This is a genomic window from Pedobacter rhizosphaerae (assembly GCF_900111155.1).
GTDB classification, from domain to species: domain Bacteria; phylum Bacteroidota; class Bacteroidia; order Sphingobacteriales; family Sphingobacteriaceae; genus Pedobacter; species Pedobacter rhizosphaerae.
This window is the reverse complement of the sequence record NZ_FOGG01000009.1, coordinates 116,466-135,141: the sequence shown is the minus strand read 5'-3', so window position 1 is coordinate 135,141 and position 18,676 is coordinate 116,466. Positions and strand designations below refer to the sequence as shown.

Here is an 18,676-nt window from a genome sequence, read left to right as displayed (position 1 = left end):
ACCACTGATTAGTATTTAGTTTCTTTTCTATAAACAGTTTAAAACCTTCTGTATTGTTCAGTTAGTTCGTAAACTTTGCCAATAATTTCCTTTTCAACCTCATCAAAAGGGAGATCTCTTCTTGCGTATACCTTTTCAGCTGTTTCAAACATCTTGTCCAGGCTATACACATCGAATCCTTGCGCACCTCCCCAGGCAAAATCCGGGATAAAGTTACGTGGAAATCCCGCGCCAAAAATATTAGCGCTTACCCCTGCCACCGTTCCGGTATTAAACATCGTATTGATCCCGCATTTAGCATGATCGGCCATAATTAAACCACAAAACTGCAAACCTGTTTTACGGAAGCTTTCTGCTTCGTAATCCCACAGCTTTACCTCTGCGTAATTATTCTTTAAATTTGAATTATTGGTATCAGCCCCAATATTACACCACTGCCCCAATACAGCATTCCCCAAATAGCCTTCATGCCCTTTAGAAGAATAGCCCCAAATCACCGCATTATTAATTTCACCGCCAACCCTAGTATGCGGTCCAATAGTGGTATTCGGATAAATCTTCGCCCCCATCTTCACTGACGAATCATCGCAAAGCGCAAATGAACCTCTAATATTACAACTTTCCCAAACTTCAGCATTTTTACCCAAGTATATGGGTCCTTGAAGACTGTTAAATACCGAACATTCAGCTTTAGCACCTTCTTCAATGAAAATATTATCTCCTAAAAAGGTGTTGGTACTACTCAGCGTGCCAGAAGTCCTCCCCTTGGTTAAAAGTTCAAAATCCTTTTTAAGCTCTACGCCATTGTGTGTAAAAATGTGATCAGGATAGCTGATGCTGATAAAATCACCTTTAAACTCAACTGTTTTTAAAGACCTTGCAAGCTCCAGACTATGCGTAGCGGATTGATCCGGTTTATAAGCGATAATTAAATCCCCTTTAACCAAAGATTCCCCATTTCTTAAGCCACTAAGGGCTTCCAAAAGTGCTTCGTCAGGACATACAGAACCGTTAATAAAAATATCAGGATTAGCTTTTGCGCTAAATTTCTTCGCAAGGTATTCCTGTGTTATAAAACCAAAATCAGACTGCAAATGCTTTGCCCATTTTTCTGCAATGGTTAATATCCCTACTCGTAAATCGGCAACTGGCCTTGTAAATGTAAGCGGACGGAGAGACGTCCAGCTGGAATCATCAAATAGATTGATTGTCATAAGCAACAAAAATAAAAAAAGTCCCGATGCTTTTGGCAAAGGGACTTCAAAAAATGCTTTTTGTTGCTAAAATTATTTCTTAGCGTAACGGTTTTTGAATTTATCGATACGTCCAGCTGTATCAACCAATTTCATTTTACCAGTATAAAAAGGGTGTGAAGTATGAGAAATCTCTAATTTATATAAAGGATACTCATTACCATCTTCCCATTTAATAGTTTCTTTAGTATCTACACATGATTTTGTTAAGAAAGCATAGTCATTAGACATATCTTTGAAAACAACAGGTCTGTAGCTTGATGGGTGCAAATCTTTTTTCATTTGAATATTATTTTATGTTTTTTGTGTGAAAGCATCAAGAACATTTAGTTGCAATTTGCTGGCAACAATGCTTATGACATTTCCTATTTGTCTTTCTACCTCTATTTTAGAGGATGCAAATGTATTAATTTATTTTATAAGAATCAACACCTCTATTAAATTTAATTTACAAAAAGAGGAATTCAAAAAATAAACGTAACTATAACGTTATTCGCTTCATTTTCTGATATTTTTATTAATTTTAAAAATAACCAAATTAAACCTTAATGAAACGCAGAAAATTCATCCAATCAAGCTCATTACTATTAGCAAGCACTGGTTTAGCCAGCATCCTCCCCTTAAATTTATTCGCCACAAACAAAAGCAAAGCAGATAAAATCCGTATCGCCGCAATCGGCATCAATGGTATGGGTTGGTCTGATTTAACCGCCTTGCTTAAAGATCCCAGAGCACAATGTATTGCTCTGTGCGATGTAGATCAGAATGTATTAAGCAAAAGAGCTGCCGAACTTGCTAAAAAAGGCATTACGGTAACCACTACAGGCGATTACAAACAAATCCTCGAAAATAAAGATATAGATGCCATTGTAATTGGAACTCCAGATCATTGGCATTGTAAAATAATGGTTGATGCACTCGCCGCAGGCAAAGATGTTTATGTAGAAAAACCAGTCGGTAATTCTATTGCCGAGTGTAATGAAATGATAGCTGCACAACAAAAATACAATAAGGTGGTACAGGTTGGCCAATGGCAGCGTAGCCAGAAACACTTTGCCGATGCCATTGCTTACGTTCATTCGGGCAAATTAGGGAATATCCGTTTGGTAAAAGCCTGGGCTTACCAAGGCTGGATGAAAGCTATACCTAAAGTTCCAGACAGTGCCGTTCCCGAAGGTGTAGATTATAACATGTGGCTGGGTCCGGCTACCCAACATCCTTTTAATAAAAATCGTTTTCATTTCGATTTTCGCTGGTTCTGGGATTATGCCGGGGGCTTAATGACCGATTGGGGCGTACACATGATTGACTATGCCTTGTTAGGCATGAAAGCATCTGCCCCAAAAAGTATTGTAGCCTCAGGGGGAAAATTTGCCTATCCAGACGACGCTTCGGAAACACCGGATACCCTAACAACTATATATGAATTTGAAGGCTTTAATATGCAATGGGAACATGCTACTGGCATAGATGATGGTCCTTATAGCAGAAACCATGGGGTTGCATTTATTGGAAACAACGGCACTTTAGTGCTTAATCGCCAGGGCTGGGAAGTGATTCCTGGAAAAGACGGCGACAAAAATAGAATTGAAGCAGTTCCTTTTCAAAAATCAGTAGATAATGGATTGCAATTACACACCAAAAATTTCCTGGATGTTATACAATCTCGCAAGCTGGAAGATTTAAATGCACCTATACAGGCTGGAGCGCATGTGGCTACCATTTGTCAAATGGGCAATATTGCTTACCGCACCGGAAAAAAAATATACTGGGATGCCGCAAAAGGCAAATTCACCGATAGCCAGGCAAATAAATATTTAGCCGCCCAATATCATAATGGTTATAAAATGCCGAAGGTTTAGCTGATTCTACTCCCAAGCCCTTTATCCAGTTTGGATTTGGGGCTTGGGATTTTGGAGTCTATGATGAATAACCTGCATAAACGCTACAACCTTCCATAAAATTATGGAGTTGAGAGTCTCACTAACCTCCAGCCTCCTAATCATTAAGAACTATATTTCTTCCAGGTTTCGATTTTTGCCTTTTGCCTTGCGATATAAGTGTCAGCAATAATTTCGGCAGCACTAGCACCATTGGTGTTTTCTAACAGCTCTTTCAATTTATACTGATCTACATCCGCCTTATAAAGAATCTGTACCAGCTTAGAAAAATCATTATCGATCAGGTAACCAAAAGCATCAATCATCGCAAAACGCAGTTGCTCCTCAGATAACCCTTCTGCTAAATCAAAATCCTTGCTAATAATCCTAATTAAAGACAACGCATCACTCATAATTACAAAATTAGCTAAATAGTTTGGAGCGCGAAAAAAGTCTTTAGTCTGCAGTCAATAGTCCAGAGTCTTGGGCGCATAGCCTGCCCTGTCCGTAGAGTTAAGCGCAGCGCCTCTACGGATTACAGCATACCGTTGAGTTTCATAACTCAACATTAATTAAACCGAGTCCAAGACTCTCCTCCATTAAACAATCCGTAGAACTCCTGCGGAACTCGACGGACAGGATTGGAGCGCGAAAAAAGTCCATAGTCCGCAGTCGTTAGTCCAAAGTCTTGCCCCATAACACAGCTCACCGCCTCAACCCTAACCAACTAACCAAGTTTGGAGTTCGGAGCTTGGAGTAATGACACAACTAACACAGCTCACCCCTCTAACCAACTAAACAAGCTCATATCCACTTAATTTCCTGACACAGCTCTATCAGAACCCCATTGGTATCTTTCGGATGCACAAAACAAACCATTTTATTATCTGCTCCTTTTTTGGGTTGCTCATTTAACAACACAAAACCTTCCTGCTTTAGCCTTTCCATTTCTGCTAAAATATCATCTACTGCAAATGCGATATGATGAATCCCCTCGCCTTTTTTCTCAATAAATTTAGCTATCGCACTTTCTGGAGCCGTTCCTTCGAGCAATTCTACTTTATTCTCACCGGTTTTAAAGAAAGCTGTATTTACCAGTTCTGAAACTACTAGTTCTGTTTTGTAGCAGTCTGTATTGAGGAGTTTCTGATACACGTCAATAGATTTTTCGAGGCTATTAACCGCGATTCCGATATGTTCTATCTTATTCATAGGTATTTATTCAAATGGATGAAAGCTGAAAGGTTTGGTAAATGTAAAAATGCAGGTTTTACCTATACAGTCATAGCTATTATTTATAATTGTTAGAAAAGTTTTTTCGTATCTTTGTAGTAAAATTAACAGAATAAGATGAAACAGCCGATATATTTAGACAATAATGCAACGACACCTCTTGACCCTAGAGTGTTGGAAGCAATGTTACCCTACTTTACTGAAAAATTTGGAAATGCTGCCAGCAGAAACCACGCTTTCGGATGGGTAGCTGAAGAAGGGGTTGATTATGCCCGTGAGCAGGTGGCCAAATTAATCGGCTGTACAGAAAAAGAAATTATTTTTACATCTGGAGCAACCGAAGCAGATAACCTCGCTATTAAGGGTGTGTTCGAAATGTACAAAGAAAAAGGAAACCACATTATTACTGCGGTAACCGAACATAAAGCAGTTTTAGATACCTGTAAGCATTTAGAAAAAAATGGTGCACGCGTAACTTACCTTGCTGTTAAAGAAGACGGTTTAATCGACTTAGCTGAACTTGAAGCTGCGATGACTCCAGAAACGATTTTAGTTTCCATCATGTATGGTAACAATGAAATCGGCGTAATTCAACCGGTAAAAGAAATTTCGGCTATTGCGCATAAGCATGGTGCCTTATTTATGACTGATGCAACACAGGCAGTAGGAAAAATTCCTGTTGATGTAAATACAGATGGTATCGACTTAATGGCTTTCTCGGCACATAAAATGTACGGACCAAAAGGTGTTGGTGCACTTTACGTACGCCGTAAAAACCCAAGAGTTAAAGTTACTGCACAAATGGATGGTGGAGGCCACGAGCGTGGTATGCGTTCTGGTACTTTAAACGTTCCAGGTATTGTAGGACTAGGTAAAGCTTGTGAACTTTGTCGTTTAGAAATGGAAAGCGAAGCTGTTCGTTTATCTGCTTTACGCGATAGATTAGAAACAACCTTAAACAAAATGGAAGAAAGTTATGTTAATGGTAATACAGAGCACCGTTTACCACACGTAGCCAACATCTCTTTTAAATATGTTGAAGGTGAAGGTTTAATGATGGCAATGAAAGATTTAGCGGTATCTTCTGGTTCTGCTTGTACTTCTGCCTCTTTAGAACCATCATACGTATTGAAAAGCTTAGGTTTATCAGACGATTTAGCACACTCTTCTATCCGCTACGGTTTAGGTAGATTTACTACTGAAGAAGATATCGATCACGCCATCGAGATTACTCAAAAAGCAGTTAACCACTTAAGAGAACTTTCTCCACTTTGGGAAATGTTTAAAGAAGGTGTTGACTTGAGTAAAATTGAGTGGGCAGAACATTAACAGAGTTATGTGTTACAAGTTATGAATTACATGGCTTGATGCACATTAATATAACAAACAGTAACAAACGCTCCGAAAGGAGACTAAAGAAATACAAAAATGGCATATTCAGATAAAGTAATTGATCATTATAGTAACCCACGTAACGTAGGTACTTTAAATAAAGAAAGCAAAGCTGTAGGAACAGGTTTGGTTGGAGCGCCTGAATGCGGTGACGTAATGCGCTTACAAATTGAGGTTGGTGATGATAACGTAATCACTGATGCTAAATTTAAAACATTTGGATGCGGTTCTGCAATTGCTTCTTCTTCTTTAGCTACCGAGTGGCTAAAAGGAAAAACAATTGATGAGGCTTTAGCAATCGATAACATGGATATCGTTGAAGAATTGGCTTTACCACCGGTAAAGATCCACTGCTCAGTTTTGGCAGAAGACGCTATTAAATCAGCAATTAATGATTACCGCGTTAAAAATGGTTTAGAGCCTGTGGTATTAGAAAAATCGCACCACTAAAATTAGTAAACAAGTAGCAAGATACTGGTATCAAGATTGGAATCTCCTTCTTGATACTTTGATACTAAATTCTTGATACTAAAGTCTAGATACTCGATACTAAACAGTAAGAAAATGATTACAATAACAGATAAAGCAAAGGATAAAATAGATCATTTAATGCAGGATTCAGAATTAGGTTCTGACTACTTTTTACGTGTATCGGTAAAAGGTGGGGGCTGTTCTGGCTTATCTTACAATCTTGACTTTGATAACGAGGAAAAAACCGGAGATCAGTTCTTTGAAGATCGCGGAATCAAAATTGCATTAGATATGAAATCATTTTTATATCTGGCAGGAACAGAACTTGATTTTTCAGATGGTTTGAACGGAAAAGGTTTCAACTTCATCAATCCTAACGCTAGCCGTACATGCGGTTGTGGCGAAAGCTTTTCAGTTTAGTACTTTAAATAATATTATTAATAGCCTCATAAGAGATTATCTTGTGAGGCTATTTTTATTAACTCCGCTACATTTTTCACTTTAAATTTCTGAAGCAGGTGCTTTCTATGTGTCTCTACAGTTAATTTACTCAGAAAGAGCTCATCTGCAATAGTCTGAGTAGTTTTACCTAGCGCCACTAAGCTCAATATTTCCTTTTCCCTTTTAGTTAATCGAACGGCTTCTCTAAAATCTCCTAATCCTGGGTTAGAAATAATTTCCTTAACGGCAGAACTAAAGGTGATATTTCCATTCACTGCCTCTTCAATACATCGAATAAGTTCATCTACAGAAGTATTTTTAAGCAAGTAGCCGCTGGCACCATTTTCAATCATCTTCATGATCATGCTGCGCTCATCGTGGTTACTTAACGCAAGTATGGAAGTTTTAGGCGAGCTCTTTTTAATCTCTCTACAAAGTGCTATACCGTTTATATCTGGAAGAGAAATATCCAATAAAACCACATCAACCTTTGAGTTCTCTATAAATGAGATAAAATCCTTCCCGTTAATAAAACTCCCTACAATTTCTATGCGGTCATGATTTTTAAGTATATTTTGTAATCCCTCAATAACTACGGGATGATCATCTACTATGGCAAGCGTAACTTTATGTAGTAACATTAAGCTCTATGTTAATTGTTGTGCCTTGCTCACCTTTGTTGGTGGTAATTTCAAATATACCATTCAAATAATTTACCCTATTCCGGATGTTAAGCAAGCCCATTCCTATTTTGTTTTCAAGCTCCTCCATATCAAACCCTATGCCATCATCTTCTATAGTAATTAAAAAAGATCCCTCAGCGTAACTGCATTGCAACAAAATCTGACTGGCCTTAGCATGTTTAACGGCATTCCCCAGCAACTCCTGTACAATGCGATATATCGAGATTTGCTCTTGCATCACCAGCTCATTCATAATTCCATAGCACTGAAAGTTAATCGCAATGCGCTTATTTGTCATTGCATTACACAAATCACGGATAGAGGTTTCTAATCCAAATTTCAGTAAAGTTTCGGGCATCATATTGTGCGCAATCCGCCTTAATTCAGTAACTGATGTATCAAGCTGATTGATTATTGGATTTAATGATTCTTCCCTATCATCTGCATGATTGATGGCAAAATCAGATAGGTTGAGCTTTATACCAGCCAGCATTCCCCCCAAGCCATCATGAAGATCGCTGGCAACTCTTTTACGTTCCTCTTCCTGCCCTTGCAGCATAGCTCTGGTAATCTTAATCTCTTCCTGCTGTTTAATCTCTTTGAGTTGTTGCTGATGAGAAATATCTCTTTGTAAAGATAGCCGCCTACCATTTCGATACACCAGCCAGCCAAAAATCAATACCAGCAACAAGCCCATACTGATGATCGCAAAAAGCCAGCTCATCAATCTATTATTTTTAGCGGTTAGGTTAGCTTTTGAATTTGCAGCATGGAGTTCAACAATCTTCTTTTGATTCTCTGCATTTCTAAACTTCACCTCCAGTTCTGTGATATCTTTTCTTAAGTGGGTTTCGTTTAAACTATCTGTAATCTGATTGTATTTTTTTAGCCAAAAGTATGCTTTGGGAACATCACCTAACAATTCGTATGTACGATTAAACTCCCTGTAAATGGATTGCTTATTTAGTGCATGCCGCATAAACTCATGATCCTCAGCAACTTTTAAAAGTATTTTAACTCCTTTATCATATTGAGTACCATTCAAATACACATTGTATTTCTGAAGCATAAAAGTTGTAGCCTTATATTCATTTCCAATCTTTTTGGCCAGGTTAAATCCCTTATCTAAGCTAGCCAATGCCTTTTGATCTTCCCGGGTTCCTTCCATAAAATAAATCCCTTCCACCTCGTAATAATCCAGCATTTCCTTACTATCAGGAAAATTCTTCAATAAACCTTTGGCTTGATCCAAAATCTTTTTAACCTTATCAAATTTATATTGATAACAGGCAGTAAAAGCCGAACGAAGATAATAGGCTACCAGTAGTCTACTATCTGGATCTATCTTTTTCATCAAGGAAATCGCCCTATTAACATACAAATTCGCCTGATCGTACTGGCTATTATCGTTAAAGGTTTTATGAAGTAGGCCATAAGATTTGGCCATGAGCAAAGAGTCTTTTCCTGCAACAGTTAGGGGAATAATCCGATTTAAAACTGTACTGATTACCGCTTTATCATTCCCCTCACTATATAAATTCTCGGCATAATAATACAAGGCGAGCCTTCTGAATTTGGCGGCCTCTTCCGACTTAAGTTTAACCAATAACTGTTCGGCCTTTAATAAGGCGGTGGTGCATTTCGAAGCATCATGAAGATCGTATTCTAATTTGCCCTCGTAGAAAAATGACAGGGCTTTTAGCAAGGGGTTTCCTGAACTTAACTGCTTTCCCTTATCCAAGTACAATCGTGACATTTTAGGATTCGAGGATGACCAATATTCACCTAATAAAAAATTGGCCCTTGCCTTTACACTGTCAGATTTTGTAGAATTAATGATAGCAGATAAACTATCGATATTTAATTTATTATCCCTTGCTTTAATTTGTGCCTGTAGCGTATTAATTAAACCATTTACCAGTATTAGCACATAAATTATTACGATTTTCTTTAGCATCTATCTTTCATCATTTGGATTATAGGTATGGTATATAGAATTTTTCGGTTGCTCCCATCAATAATCATTCCTGCTGTTACAATTAGGAAGAAGATAATGAAAATTAGCCTTTAAGTAAGTGATAATCTCATAAATACCTGTAAATGGGTATAAAAAAAGGAAGCTCTTCTCATCATTATATCAAAGTCAAAAATGTATCATTTAAGCGGCAATATCGATTTTTAGCCCCTCTTTGTATTTTTAAACCAAAAAGCCTTATAATTGTTAATTAAACGAACACACCAAATAACGAGCATGCCTTTAATTAACGAATTTTCAACAGTTCCAACCTTACTTAGAAATGTTGTTAAAAATATACATAAACCAGAAGACACCTTTTTAATACATAAACAGGGGGCCGAGTGGACAGAGATTTCTTACGAGGATACCTTAAAGCGGGCAGATGCAGTATCGGCTTTCTTCCTGGAGAAAGGGTTGAAAAAGGGAGACCGATTAGGTTTAATGATTGAGAATTCACCAGAATATGTTTACTATGATCAGGGTATTCAGCAAATTGGGGTAGTCAATGTCTCCATTTATCCTACACTTTCAGAACAAGAGGTAGCTTATATCATCAATGATTCTGGTATAAAAGGAATTTTAATCGGAAACAATTTTCTTTACCGGAAGGTGCTTAAGGTAGCTCCAAATTGTAAAGAACTCAAATACATTATTCCAGCTTTTAAAGACTACGAGAAAGTAACCGTTCCTGCAGATGTCCAGGCAGAAATTATTAGCTTTTCTGACATTTTAGCTTTAAAACATCAGCTAACAGCAGCAGAAAAAGCTGAAATAGAACAGTGTAGAAGTTTAGTTGAACCACACGATGTATCCTCCCTCATTTATACTTCTGGCACCATGGGAACGCCAAAAGGCGTTATGCTTACCCACCACAACTTTGTTAAAAATGTGGAAGTTTGCTTACAGCAGATTCCTGTAATCGACGAAACAGAAACCTTTTTATCGTTTTTACCCCTTTCACATGTCTTTGAACGTACAGCTACCTATCATGTATGCTGTACACAGGGCTGTAAAATCGCTTTTGCTCAAAGTTTAGAGCTATTGGCAAAAAACATGGCTGAAGTTCGTCCGACGGTAATGAACTGTGTTCCTCGGTTATTAGAACGCATCCACGATAAAGCGATTAAATCTGGAACAGCTGCAGGTGGTACTAAAGCCAAAATATTTAACTGGGCATTAGAAACTGGTAAAAATTACCGTGTAGCTAAAGAAGGAGGTAAAAATCCAGGCTTTTTATTATCTACCAAAAAAGCGATTGCAGAAAAATTGGTATTTAGTAAAATCAAAGAAAAAACGGGTGGCCGGTTAAAATTTATGATTTCCGGAGGAGCCGCCTTACCTAAAAATGTTGGTGAATTTTTTGGAGATTTGGGCATCAAGATATTGGAAGGGTTCGGATTAACAGAAACTTCTCCGGTAATGTCTGTAACCGAATTCCACCGCCAGGTTTATGGAACTGTTGGAAGAGTTATTCCAGGTATAGAGGTAGGCATTCAAGATGTAGAAAGTAAAGAAATGATCAATATTCAAACCCACAATACTTTTAATGAAGATTTTGAATGTGCGGAAGGAGAAATCATTGTTCGTGGGCACTGCGTAATGAAGGGCTATTTTAATAAGCCTGCAGAAACAGCAGAAGCTATTGACAAAGACATGTGGTTCCATACCGGCGATATCGGTCGTTTCTATAAAGGTAACCTACAGATTACCGATCGTTTAAAGAACATGATTGTGAATGCTTATGGTAAAAATGTTTACCCTACTCCTGTTGAAAACATTTACCTGAAAAGCCCTAAAATTGATCAATTATTTTTAGTGGGTGATAAACGTGAATATATTACCGCGATTATTATTCCCAACAGAGAAACATTAGAGGAAACATTTAAACTTCAACCGTCATTTTTCGAAGATGCAGATCCGTTCATTCAAAATAAGGAAATTATCGATTGGATGGCTCAGGATATAAAGAAGATTTCTAACGAACTGGCTAAATTCGAGCGCATTAAAAACTTTAAAATCAAACGTAACCCCTTCAGCATCGAAGAAGGAGAAATTACACCGACCCTTAAAGTTAAGCGTCGTATTGTAGAAAAGAAGTATGCAGAAGCCATAAATGAAATGTACCAGGAGGATGTTGAGGCAGATGCCTAAGCCCTTATGGCACATGATTTATTTCGGCGCAATGAGCTTAGGCACTGAAATAAATTCACACATGTGGATTAAAATACTATCTTTAAACACCGGGCTGAAACACTAATGTAATGTTGAGAAATCGCATTTGCGACCGACCTTATTTAGTATATCCTAAAAACCCGCTACTATAAATTCTAAAATATGCTGATTGTAAACAATTTTGAAGAATACGAAGCCCATCTAGGAAAAGAACTCGGCATATCGCAATGGCACACCATTACGCAAGAACAAATTAATAAGTTTGCAGATGCAACACTTGACTACCAATGGATCCATACGGATACTGAACGGGCAAAAACAGATAGCCCATTTAATACCACCATTGCCCATGGTTACCTTACCCTTTCGCTTATCCCCTATCTTTGGAAACAGATAGCTGATATTCGTAACATCAAAATGGAAATCAATTATGGCATAGAAAGCTTTAAGTTCGGCCAAGCCGTTAAAGTAAATAGCGAAATACAACTTAAGGCCAAACTACTGGCCATATCCAATCTTCGTGGCATTACCAAAGTCGTTATTCAAGCCATATTAGATATTAAAGGAGAAGCCAAGCCAGCTTATATTGGCAATGTGGTTTTTCTTTATCATTTTAATTAAGGGTATTTAATCAATAGGGATAATAATACTTTCTGTCATTATTTGCAACCTATTATGTTTCTCTTGTTAAAAGAAAATAAATAATATACAACCAGCCAAATATTCCAGCTATAAGCGAACTTAAAACTGATTCTGTTCTGGACCAGCATATGGAAACTGCAAGTGCAGATCCGATGCCTATTCCATTTCCAATGGCGGTGTGGGTAACTTCATTATTTGAACTAGCAAAACAATAATGGCAAATAATAATTAGGGAAAGGGTTAAGAGCATTTTTTTCATAATTTGAAGATACAATTCTTTAATAATATACATAAGGTAAATCTGCAAGCATCAAATTTAATCTGCGGGAACCAGGTAGCAGATCCATGCAGATGAACAAGATTTTTTTACATGTAAACATACAGGCACATTTAGCTAGCGTGACACTTACAACCATTTAAACCTTACGGTCCATAATCAAATGGAGTACTAATGAAAAAACGAAAATTAAATCACAAATAAAACCCTGCAAAATTCTTACTTTTGCAAAAAATACCCGAAATGAGTATAGGATTATCAGAACAAGAGATATTACGACGTGAGTCGTTAAAACAATTACGCGAATTGGGCATTGAGCCCTATCCTGCCGAAGCTTATGAAGTTAATGCTTATGCAGATGATATTAACCAGAACTACGAAAGAGATAAAACTGCTTATAAGAATATCAGCATTGCTGGAAGATTAATGACCCGTCGTATCATGGGTAGTGCTTCTTTCGCTGAATTACAAGATTCTACAGGCCGTGTTCAGTTGTATCTAAAGCGTGACGACTTATGTCCTGATGAAGATAAAACCTTGTACAACACCGTTTTTAAAAAGCTTTTAGATCTAGGTGATTATATTGGTGTAAAAGGCTATGTTTTTACCACGCAGACAGGCGAAATCTCCGTTCATGTAACTTCATTTACGGTTTTAGCTAAATCACTTAAACCGCTTCCTGTGGTTAAACGTGATGACGATGGCAACATTTACGATGGCTTTACCGATCCGGAACTGCGTTACCGCATGCGCTATGTCGATTTAACGGTAAATCCAGATTACAAACAGATTTTCATTAAACGCAGCAAGGTAATTAACACCATGCGCAACTATTTTGATGAGCAGGGATGGATGGAAGTAGAGACTCCTATCCTACAGCCTATTCATGGCGGAGCCGCAGCGCGTCCTTTCGCTACGCACCACAATACGCTGGACATGCCGCTTTATTTACGTATTGCGAATGAATTATACTTAAAAAGATTAATCGTTGCTGGTTTTGATGGCGTTTATGAGTTCGGCAAAATGTTCAGAAATGAAGGTATGGACCGCACCCATAATCCAGAGTTCACCTCTATGGAAATCTATGTTGCCTACAAAGACTATGTGTGGATGATGGCAATGGTAGAAGAGTGTTTGGAGAAAGTAGCAATCGCAACTAATGGTTCGGCAGTAGTTAATGTTGGCGGACATGACATCAATTTCGAAGGTCCTTACGAGAAACTGACCATGTACCAATCTATACAAAAATATACAGGTATAGATGTATCAGCCATGACTGAAGAAGAAATTGCCCAAACCTGTAAAGATTTAGGCATTGAAATTGACCCTTCAATGGGAAGAGGTAAATTAATTGATGAGATTTTTGGTGCGAAGGTAGAAGCTAATTTAATTCAGCCTACCTATATCACAGATTATCCTATCGAAATGACACCTCTGGCTAAGAAACATCGTTCAGCTGAAGGTTTAGTAGAACGTTTTGAGCTATTTGTTAAGGGAAAAGAAATTGCGAATGCCTATTCAGAATTGAACGATCCTATTGATCAGAAAGAACGTTTTGAGGATCAATTGAAACTGGCAGCCCGTGGTGATGATGAAGCCATGGTTATGGATGATGATTTCGTACGTGCATTAGAATATGGTATGCCTCCAACATCTGGTTTAGGTATTGGCATTGATCGTTTGGTCATGTTAATGACGAATCAAAGTACTATCCAGGAAGTACTTTTCTTCCCGCAAATGCGCCCTGAGAAAAAGAAAATTGAATTAACAGCAGAAGAATCAGAACTTTATGCCTTAGTTGGAGAAGGAGAACAAGCACTACTTACAGATGTTAAAGCAAAGCTGACTGATTGGAGCAATAAAAAATGGGATACGACCTTAAAAGCCTTAACAGGCAAAGGAATCTTAAAAGTTGCAAAAACTGATGATGGCTTGTTTCTATCACACAAATAGTTAACATAAACATAATAAAAACTTAAAAGGCTTGCTAATAAATGATTAGCAAGCCTTTTCTATATTTACAGCAATTGATAATTAACATTATTGCTATGAATACTTCAAGTTTAGAAATTAACGAAAGCGAATACTGCATCAAATTAAGTAAAGATGCATTTGATTTAACCCTGGTTCGCCAATTGATTAAAAGAATCCAGGCCGAAGCCCTTTTCTTCAAACGTCATACAGAAATCGATGAAGACGATATCTTAAGTAAACGTGCACAAAGAGAAGAATACGAAGGCTACGATAACTTAGATGACAAATAAATCCCTCATGCTAGATTTACAGCAAAGTTCTATGCCGCGCTTTAGATCGAGCATGACGGAAGTTAGTCTACGTCTAATGTCCCTTCAACCGAGTCATCCATAGTTTTTCCAGTAATTACTGAAGCCGCCATTTTCAAAAAGGCAACAGCGGTACCATGTTTGGTATCCCAATAGTAACCTTCTGATGGAATTACTTTTATTAATGTAATATTGGGGTCTTCCTTCCCTCCCTGAAACCAGGTTTTAATAAAAGGACTCCATAACTCATCAATTTTAGCCTGATCCCGGCTGATTTCAGATATCCCGTAAATATTAACAAAGCCCGAATGGGCGCCTGCCTGAAAAAGTAAATGGGTAAATGGATCAGTAGCAATTTCGTCGTTTTTATGGCTATCTTTCATGCTCATGAACCAGATATTTCCTTCATCATCCACTTGCTGAATCGCCATTGGCCTAACAGATAACGGAATACCTGTTTTGATATTTGTACAAAAGAAACAGCTCTCTGCCTTTTCAGCCAATGCGCGTAGCTTTTCAATAGCTTCTTTCCCGCCTAAATCCTGAATGTTATTTTCTTCCTGAGTATTGTTAGTACTTCCTTCTTGTGATGTTGCCATAGGTATAAGATTTTACATAAACTACAATTTTAAAATCGCTTTGGTTTTGAAGAAATTAAATGAGGGGATCTAACCACCCCACCAGCACACATGCCTACACCCAATGTAATCAACTTAATCTAAAACTGGTTATAGCGTCTAAAACTGGTTTTAGCGTCTCGCTACGACTGTAAAACATACCCCCTACCTGACTCAAAACTTGTGAACAAATGATCCATGACTAATGAACCAATAAAAGTGAGCCAATGACTAATAAACTTCTTATCGTATCTTTAAACTAAGAACTGCCATATGCCTACAAAAAAGCCTAAACCCTTCCTGGCGAAAATTGAAATCATCGGGATTAATCCTTTTGTATTTATACCAGAGGAAACACTGTTGCACCTGTTTGATCAAGCTAAAAATGACAAAGGAAAGATCCCTGTTAAGATGAAAATTGATGGTTATCCTTTTAAGCAAACCCTGGTAAAATATGCAGGCCACTGGCGCTTATACCTTAACGCACCTATGCGTACTGCTGCGAGTAAAGAGTTGGGTGATACAGCAGAATTTGAAATAGAATTTGATCCGGAAGAAAGAACAATAGTCTTCCACCCCAAACTTAAAGCCGCATTGACAGAAAATATTGAAGCCAGGCAGATATTTGACAGCCTAGCCCCCTACCTGCAAAAAGAAGTTATCAGGTACATTAATAACCTTAAAACTGAAGCGTCTGTAGATCTGAACGTAAAGCGAGCTATTCGTTTTCTATTGGGAAATGAAAGGTTTATTGGAAGAGACAAGCCATAAGTACAAGCCGTAAATATTAAACCCGATCGTCGTGGCAGCCTCCGATATTTTAATCGGAGCTATAGCAAAGAGCGGGGCTACAGTTTCAGAAGCATTGCTGATACTCACGTTTTCAAATAAAATAAAAAAGCCATTCTAATTAAAAGATGGCTTTGACAGGAAAATAAATTCCAATATGCTATTTAGCGATAACGCACCTGTTGTTGCTTATCCATCATCCCCATCTGATCTTTCATTTGTTTGATCTGATCGGCTAATAATTTATTCTTATCTGCTTTTTTAGCTTCGGCTAAATACATGGTTGCTTCACGTTTATTACGCTTCGCCATGGCAATTCCGGCAAGGCTTAACTTAGCCAAAGCCACATTATGATCCATTTGCATGCCTAAAGCAAGAGATTTTTTGAAATATTTCTCACTTTGCATTGGCGCTCTTCTACTTTCAATCAATCCGACCAAAAGGTTATAATAACCATGTTGAACTTTTATCAACTGTTTTTCATAATTGGTAATGCGTTTCAAAAACAGCTCGGCCTTTTCCATGTTATCTTTTCTGAGATACCATTGTGCCAATAACATATTTTCATTGAAGAAATAAGTAACCAATACAATTAAACCTACTAAAATGGCAACTATGCCCCAAGGCCAGAAACCGAATATAAATAAAGCTACTGCGCCACCCAGTAAAGCAAACCCCGCAATTAATCTGATAATATTTGGCATAAAATTTATTACAATTATTTTTTTCTGCAAATATCGTGTTTAAATAGCAGAAATTAGATTTTAAAACAATAATTTCATTAAAAATTTATAATGACGTTAATCTCCCTAGAAACATGAAATTCCTATTATCTATAACCCTAATTTTAGTTACCATGAGCGTTTCTGCACAAGAACTGAATAAAAAAATACACGATCAAATCAAAAATAAGGATATCCTGATCAATACCTGCACCCGAGAAGGCATTACTTCTTTCCCCGAGTTTAAGGAGATGTACGATCCAATTTACGAAGCCTACACACCGGATGCAGCCACGCTAATAGAAATTAAGAAGTTGCTTAAGAAGGAGAAAATTACCATTGTATTTGGCAGCTGGTGTGGTGATAGTAAGGTTAATGTGCCGAATTTCTTTAAAATTTTAGATGCGGCAGGTTTCAGCGATAAAAATGTCAATATCATTGCGGTTGACGGAAATAAAAAAGCTGAAAATGGCTTATTAGATAAATTAAATATTCTACGTGTCCCTACATTTATTATCTCCGATAAAAAAGGAAATGAGATCGGAAGAATTATCGAAGGTCCAAAAAACACTTTGGAAGCAGATTTGTTAGCCATATTAAAACAGAAAACTTCATAATATAATAGCTTAATTTTCAATATATGTCTCCATCCTTAGAAACCAGTTGGCTCGCCGTTTTAGATCAAGAATTTGAGAAAGATTATATGAAAAGCCTGAAGGCTTTTTTACAAGATGAGAAAGATAAAGGGCTAACAATTTACCCCAAGGGAGCAGATATTTTTAATGCGTTAAATACAACTTCTTTCGATAATGTTAAGGTAGTTATTTTAGGTCAGGACCCCTACCATGGTACCGGACAAGCACATGGTTTATCTTTTTCAGTTCAACGTGGGGTTGCAATTCCCCCCTCTTTAAAAAATATTTACAAGGAATTAGAGACCGATATATCCGATTTCAAAAGCCCGGCTCATGGCAATTTAACCCATTGGGCCGAGCAGGGTGTACTCTTATTAAATGCGACCTTAACTGTTAGGGCAAGTGAGGCCGGCTCCCATCAAAATCGTGGCTGGGAAATCTTTACAGATGAAATTATTAAAGCACTATCGCAAAAGCGTGAGCACATTGTTTTTTTACTTTGGGGTAAATATGCACAAGCTAAAGGAGCCTTAATAGACCAAAAGAAACACTACGTACTCACTGCAGCCCACCCTTCACCCTTTTCTGCCTACAATGGTTTCTTCGGATCTAAACACTTCTCCAAGGCCAATCAGCTATTGGTTCAAAATAACTTAAAACCCATTGATTGGACGCTGCCAGTATAAATGAATGTTTATTTGATTAGCGGTTTGGGGGCGGACAGACGTATTTTCGGTAAGCTTAAGTTTCCCGAAAATACTGTCATTAATCACATTGATTGGATTCCTCCGCAACCAAAAGAGAAGTTAGCAAACTATGCTCAACGCTTAAGTGAAATTATCGATCCCAGCAAACCCTTTGCAATTATTGGCGTATCTTTTGGAGGAATGATTGCGGTAGAAATAGCAAAAGTATTATCACCGGTGGTAACCATTATCATTTCCAGCAGTTTAAAAAGCAGTCACCTCCCCATAAGCTATCAACTTGCAGGCAAATTGAATCTATTACCTTTAATTCCTGCCAGCTTACTTAAATCATCGAATAAACTGACCCAAAATTATTTCTTCGGAATAAAAACAGCAGTAGAGAAAAAGCTCCTAAGCAAAATTGTAAACGATACTGATGCCCAATTTTTAAATGGGCTATTGGGGCTATTTTGAGTTGGAAAAA

Annotated in this window: 20 protein-coding genes; 12 read left to right on the top strand and 8 right to left on the bottom strand. The window is 37.6% G+C overall.

The window, feature by feature from the left end; all coding sequences use genetic code 11:
- Positions 1 to 38: 38 nt before the first annotated feature.
- The gene (locus BMX11_RS09640; protein WP_090883811.1) at positions 39 to 1,214 is read right to left on the bottom strand and encodes a GlmU family protein; all 1,176 of its coding nucleotides are present in this window, start codon (positions 1,212 to 1,214) and stop codon (positions 39 to 41) included.
- A gap of 72 nt (positions 1,215 to 1,286) precedes the next feature.
- Positions 1,287 to 1,535: a type B 50S ribosomal protein L31 gene (locus BMX11_RS09635; protein WP_090883810.1), complete on the bottom strand. Its 249-nt coding sequence runs from the start codon at positions 1,533 to 1,535 to the stop codon at positions 1,287 to 1,289.
- A 266-nt stretch (positions 1,536 to 1,801) separates the two neighbouring features.
- On the opposite strand from BMX11_RS09635, the gene BMX11_RS09630 reads away from it, so the two are divergent.
- Positions 1,802 to 3,115 carry a Gfo/Idh/MocA family protein gene (locus BMX11_RS09630; RefSeq protein WP_090883809.1) on the top strand — a complete coding sequence of 438 codons (1,314 nt, stop codon included), beginning with the start codon at positions 1,802 to 1,804 and terminating at the stop codon, positions 3,113 to 3,115.
- 143 nt (positions 3,116 to 3,258) lie between these two features.
- Here the strand turns inward: BMX11_RS09630 and BMX11_RS09625 are convergent, their stop codons facing one another.
- The gene (locus BMX11_RS09625) at positions 3,259 to 3,546 is read right to left on the bottom strand and encodes a hypothetical protein (RefSeq protein WP_245738627.1); all 288 of its coding nucleotides are present in this window, start codon (positions 3,544 to 3,546) and stop codon (positions 3,259 to 3,261) included.
- Between the two features lie 391 nt (positions 3,547 to 3,937).
- Positions 3,938 to 4,345: a methylmalonyl-CoA epimerase gene (gene mce / locus BMX11_RS09620; protein ID WP_090883808.1), complete on the bottom strand. Its 408-nt coding sequence runs from the start codon at positions 4,343 to 4,345 to the stop codon at positions 3,938 to 3,940.
- 138 nt (positions 4,346 to 4,483) lie between these two features.
- Here mce and BMX11_RS09615 point away from each other — a divergent pair, with 138 nt between their 5' ends.
- From BMX11_RS09615 to BMX11_RS09605, 3 genes are all read left to right on the top strand, one after another.
- Positions 4,484 to 5,695, top strand: a complete 1,212-nt coding sequence (locus tag BMX11_RS09615) for an IscS subfamily cysteine desulfurase (RefSeq protein ID WP_090883807.1) — start codon at positions 4,484 to 4,486, stop codon at positions 5,693 to 5,695.
- 99 nt (positions 5,696 to 5,794) lie between these two features.
- A complete protein-coding gene (iscU, locus tag BMX11_RS09610; protein ID WP_090883806.1) occupies positions 5,795 to 6,208 on the top strand; it encodes a Fe-S cluster assembly scaffold IscU in 414 nt (137 codons plus the stop codon).
- 114 nt (positions 6,209 to 6,322) lie between these two features.
- Positions 6,323 to 6,649: a HesB/IscA family protein gene (locus BMX11_RS09605; protein WP_090883805.1), complete on the top strand. Its 327-nt coding sequence runs from the start codon at positions 6,323 to 6,325 to the stop codon at positions 6,647 to 6,649.
- Between the two features lie 26 nt (positions 6,650 to 6,675).
- Here the strand turns inward: BMX11_RS09605 and BMX11_RS09600 are convergent, their stop codons facing one another.
- Together BMX11_RS09600 and BMX11_RS09595 are read right to left on the bottom strand one after the other, a co-directional pair.
- Positions 6,676 to 7,311, bottom strand: a complete 636-nt coding sequence (locus BMX11_RS09600; RefSeq protein ID WP_090883804.1) for a response regulator — start codon at positions 7,309 to 7,311, stop codon at positions 6,676 to 6,678.
- On the bottom strand, positions 7,298 to 9,310 hold the full coding sequence (locus tag BMX11_RS09595; protein WP_090883803.1) for a sensor histidine kinase: 2,013 nt from the start codon (positions 9,308 to 9,310) through the stop codon (positions 7,298 to 7,300). The genes BMX11_RS09600 and BMX11_RS09595 overlap by 14 nt, the downstream gene beginning before the upstream one ends.
- 294 nt (positions 9,311 to 9,604) lie before the next feature.
- Here BMX11_RS09595 and BMX11_RS09590 point away from each other — a divergent pair, with 294 nt between their 5' ends.
- The 4 genes from BMX11_RS09590 to BMX11_RS09570 all read left to right on the top strand — a co-directional run bounded on the left by BMX11_RS09590 (position 9,605) and on the right by BMX11_RS09570 (position 14,725).
- Positions 9,605 to 11,521 (top strand): AMP-dependent synthetase/ligase, encoded by a 1,917-nt coding sequence (locus tag BMX11_RS09590; protein WP_090883802.1) that lies wholly within the window; start codon positions 9,605 to 9,607, stop codon positions 11,519 to 11,521.
- Positions 11,522 to 11,704: 183 nt separating this feature from the next.
- Positions 11,705 to 12,163: a MaoC family dehydratase gene (locus tag BMX11_RS09585; protein WP_090883801.1), complete on the top strand. Its 459-nt coding sequence runs from the start codon at positions 11,705 to 11,707 to the stop codon at positions 12,161 to 12,163.
- A 541-nt stretch (positions 12,164 to 12,704) separates the two neighbouring features.
- Positions 12,705 to 14,414 (top strand): lysine--tRNA ligase, encoded by a 1,710-nt coding sequence (gene lysS, locus BMX11_RS09575; protein ID WP_090883799.1) that lies wholly within the window; start codon positions 12,705 to 12,707, stop codon positions 14,412 to 14,414.
- A gap of 95 nt (positions 14,415 to 14,509) precedes the next feature.
- On the top strand, positions 14,510 to 14,725 hold the full coding sequence (locus BMX11_RS09570; protein ID WP_090883798.1) for a hypothetical protein: 216 nt from the start codon (positions 14,510 to 14,512) through the stop codon (positions 14,723 to 14,725).
- A gap of 62 nt (positions 14,726 to 14,787) precedes the next feature.
- Here BMX11_RS09570 and BMX11_RS09565 read toward each other — a convergent pair whose 3' ends face one another.
- Positions 14,788 to 15,342: a pyridoxamine 5'-phosphate oxidase family protein gene (locus BMX11_RS09565; RefSeq protein WP_090883797.1), complete on the bottom strand. Its 555-nt coding sequence runs from the start codon at positions 15,340 to 15,342 to the stop codon at positions 14,788 to 14,790.
- 291 nt (positions 15,343 to 15,633) lie between these two features.
- On the opposite strand from BMX11_RS09565, the gene BMX11_RS09560 reads away from it, so the two are divergent.
- A complete protein-coding gene (locus BMX11_RS09560; protein ID WP_090883796.1) occupies positions 15,634 to 16,131 on the top strand; it encodes a YdeI/OmpD-associated family protein in 498 nt (165 codons plus the stop codon).
- Positions 16,132 to 16,313: 182 nt separating this feature from the next.
- Here BMX11_RS09560 and BMX11_RS09555 read toward each other — a convergent pair whose 3' ends face one another.
- Positions 16,314 to 16,853: a YgaP family membrane protein gene (locus BMX11_RS09555; RefSeq protein ID WP_090883795.1), complete on the bottom strand. Its 540-nt coding sequence runs from the start codon at positions 16,851 to 16,853 to the stop codon at positions 16,314 to 16,316.
- 113 nt (positions 16,854 to 16,966) lie between these two features.
- Here BMX11_RS09555 and BMX11_RS09550 point away from each other — a divergent pair, with 113 nt between their 5' ends.
- From BMX11_RS09550 to BMX11_RS09540, 3 genes are read left to right on the top strand one after another with little or no spacing between them, the layout of a single operon-like run.
- A complete protein-coding gene (locus BMX11_RS09550; protein ID WP_090883794.1) occupies positions 16,967 to 17,488 on the top strand; it encodes a thioredoxin family protein in 522 nt (173 codons plus the stop codon).
- 23 nt (positions 17,489 to 17,511) lie between these two features.
- A complete protein-coding gene (gene ung / locus BMX11_RS09545) occupies positions 17,512 to 18,192 on the top strand; it encodes a uracil-DNA glycosylase (protein ID WP_090883793.1) in 681 nt (226 codons plus the stop codon).
- Entirely contained in the window at positions 18,193 to 18,666 is a 474-nt protein-coding gene (locus tag BMX11_RS09540) for an alpha/beta hydrolase (protein ID WP_090883792.1), read from the top strand.
- Positions 18,667 to 18,676 lie beyond the last annotated feature (10 nt).

Coding starts and splice junctions, on each gene's coding strand:
- BMX11_RS09640 (WP_090883811.1), bottom strand. CDS start 1,214: ATGACAATCAATCTATTTGATGATTCCAGCTGGACGTCTCTCCGTCCG.
- BMX11_RS09635 (WP_090883810.1), bottom strand. CDS start 1,535: ATGAAAAAAGATTTGCACCCATCAAGCTACAGACCTGTTGTTTTCAAA.
- BMX11_RS09630 (WP_090883809.1), top strand. CDS start 1,802: ATGAAACGCAGAAAATTCATCCAATCAAGCTCATTACTATTAGCAAGC.
- BMX11_RS09625 (WP_245738627.1), bottom strand. CDS start 3,546: ATGAGTGATGCGTTGTCTTTAATTAGGATTATTAGCAAGGATTTTGAT.
- mce (WP_090883808.1), bottom strand. CDS start 4,345: ATGAATAAGATAGAACATATCGGAATCGCGGTTAATAGCCTCGAAAAA.
- BMX11_RS09615 (WP_090883807.1), top strand. CDS start 4,484: ATGAAACAGCCGATATATTTAGACAATAATGCAACGACACCTCTTGAC.
- iscU (WP_090883806.1), top strand. CDS start 5,795: ATGGCATATTCAGATAAAGTAATTGATCATTATAGTAACCCACGTAAC.
- BMX11_RS09605 (WP_090883805.1), top strand. CDS start 6,323: ATGATTACAATAACAGATAAAGCAAAGGATAAAATAGATCATTTAATG.
- BMX11_RS09600 (WP_090883804.1), bottom strand. CDS start 7,311: ATGTTACTACATAAAGTTACGCTTGCCATAGTAGATGATCATCCCGTA.
- BMX11_RS09595 (WP_090883803.1), bottom strand. CDS start 9,310: ATGCTAAAGAAAATCGTAATAATTTATGTGCTAATACTGGTAAATGGT.
- BMX11_RS09590 (WP_090883802.1), top strand. CDS start 9,605: ATGCCTTTAATTAACGAATTTTCAACAGTTCCAACCTTACTTAGAAAT.
- BMX11_RS09585 (WP_090883801.1), top strand. CDS start 11,705: ATGCTGATTGTAAACAATTTTGAAGAATACGAAGCCCATCTAGGAAAA.
- lysS (WP_090883799.1), top strand. CDS start 12,705: ATGAGTATAGGATTATCAGAACAAGAGATATTACGACGTGAGTCGTTA.
- BMX11_RS09570 (WP_090883798.1), top strand. CDS start 14,510: ATGAATACTTCAAGTTTAGAAATTAACGAAAGCGAATACTGCATCAAA.
- BMX11_RS09565 (WP_090883797.1), bottom strand. CDS start 15,342: ATGGCAACATCACAAGAAGGAAGTACTAACAATACTCAGGAAGAAAAT.
- BMX11_RS09560 (WP_090883796.1), top strand. CDS start 15,634: ATGCCTACAAAAAAGCCTAAACCCTTCCTGGCGAAAATTGAAATCATC.
- BMX11_RS09555 (WP_090883795.1), bottom strand. CDS start 16,853: ATGCCAAATATTATCAGATTAATTGCGGGGTTTGCTTTACTGGGTGGC.
- BMX11_RS09550 (WP_090883794.1), top strand. CDS start 16,967: ATGAAATTCCTATTATCTATAACCCTAATTTTAGTTACCATGAGCGTT.
- ung (WP_090883793.1), top strand. CDS start 17,512: ATGTCTCCATCCTTAGAAACCAGTTGGCTCGCCGTTTTAGATCAAGAA.
- BMX11_RS09540 (WP_090883792.1), top strand. CDS start 18,193: ATGAATGTTTATTTGATTAGCGGTTTGGGGGCGGACAGACGTATTTTC.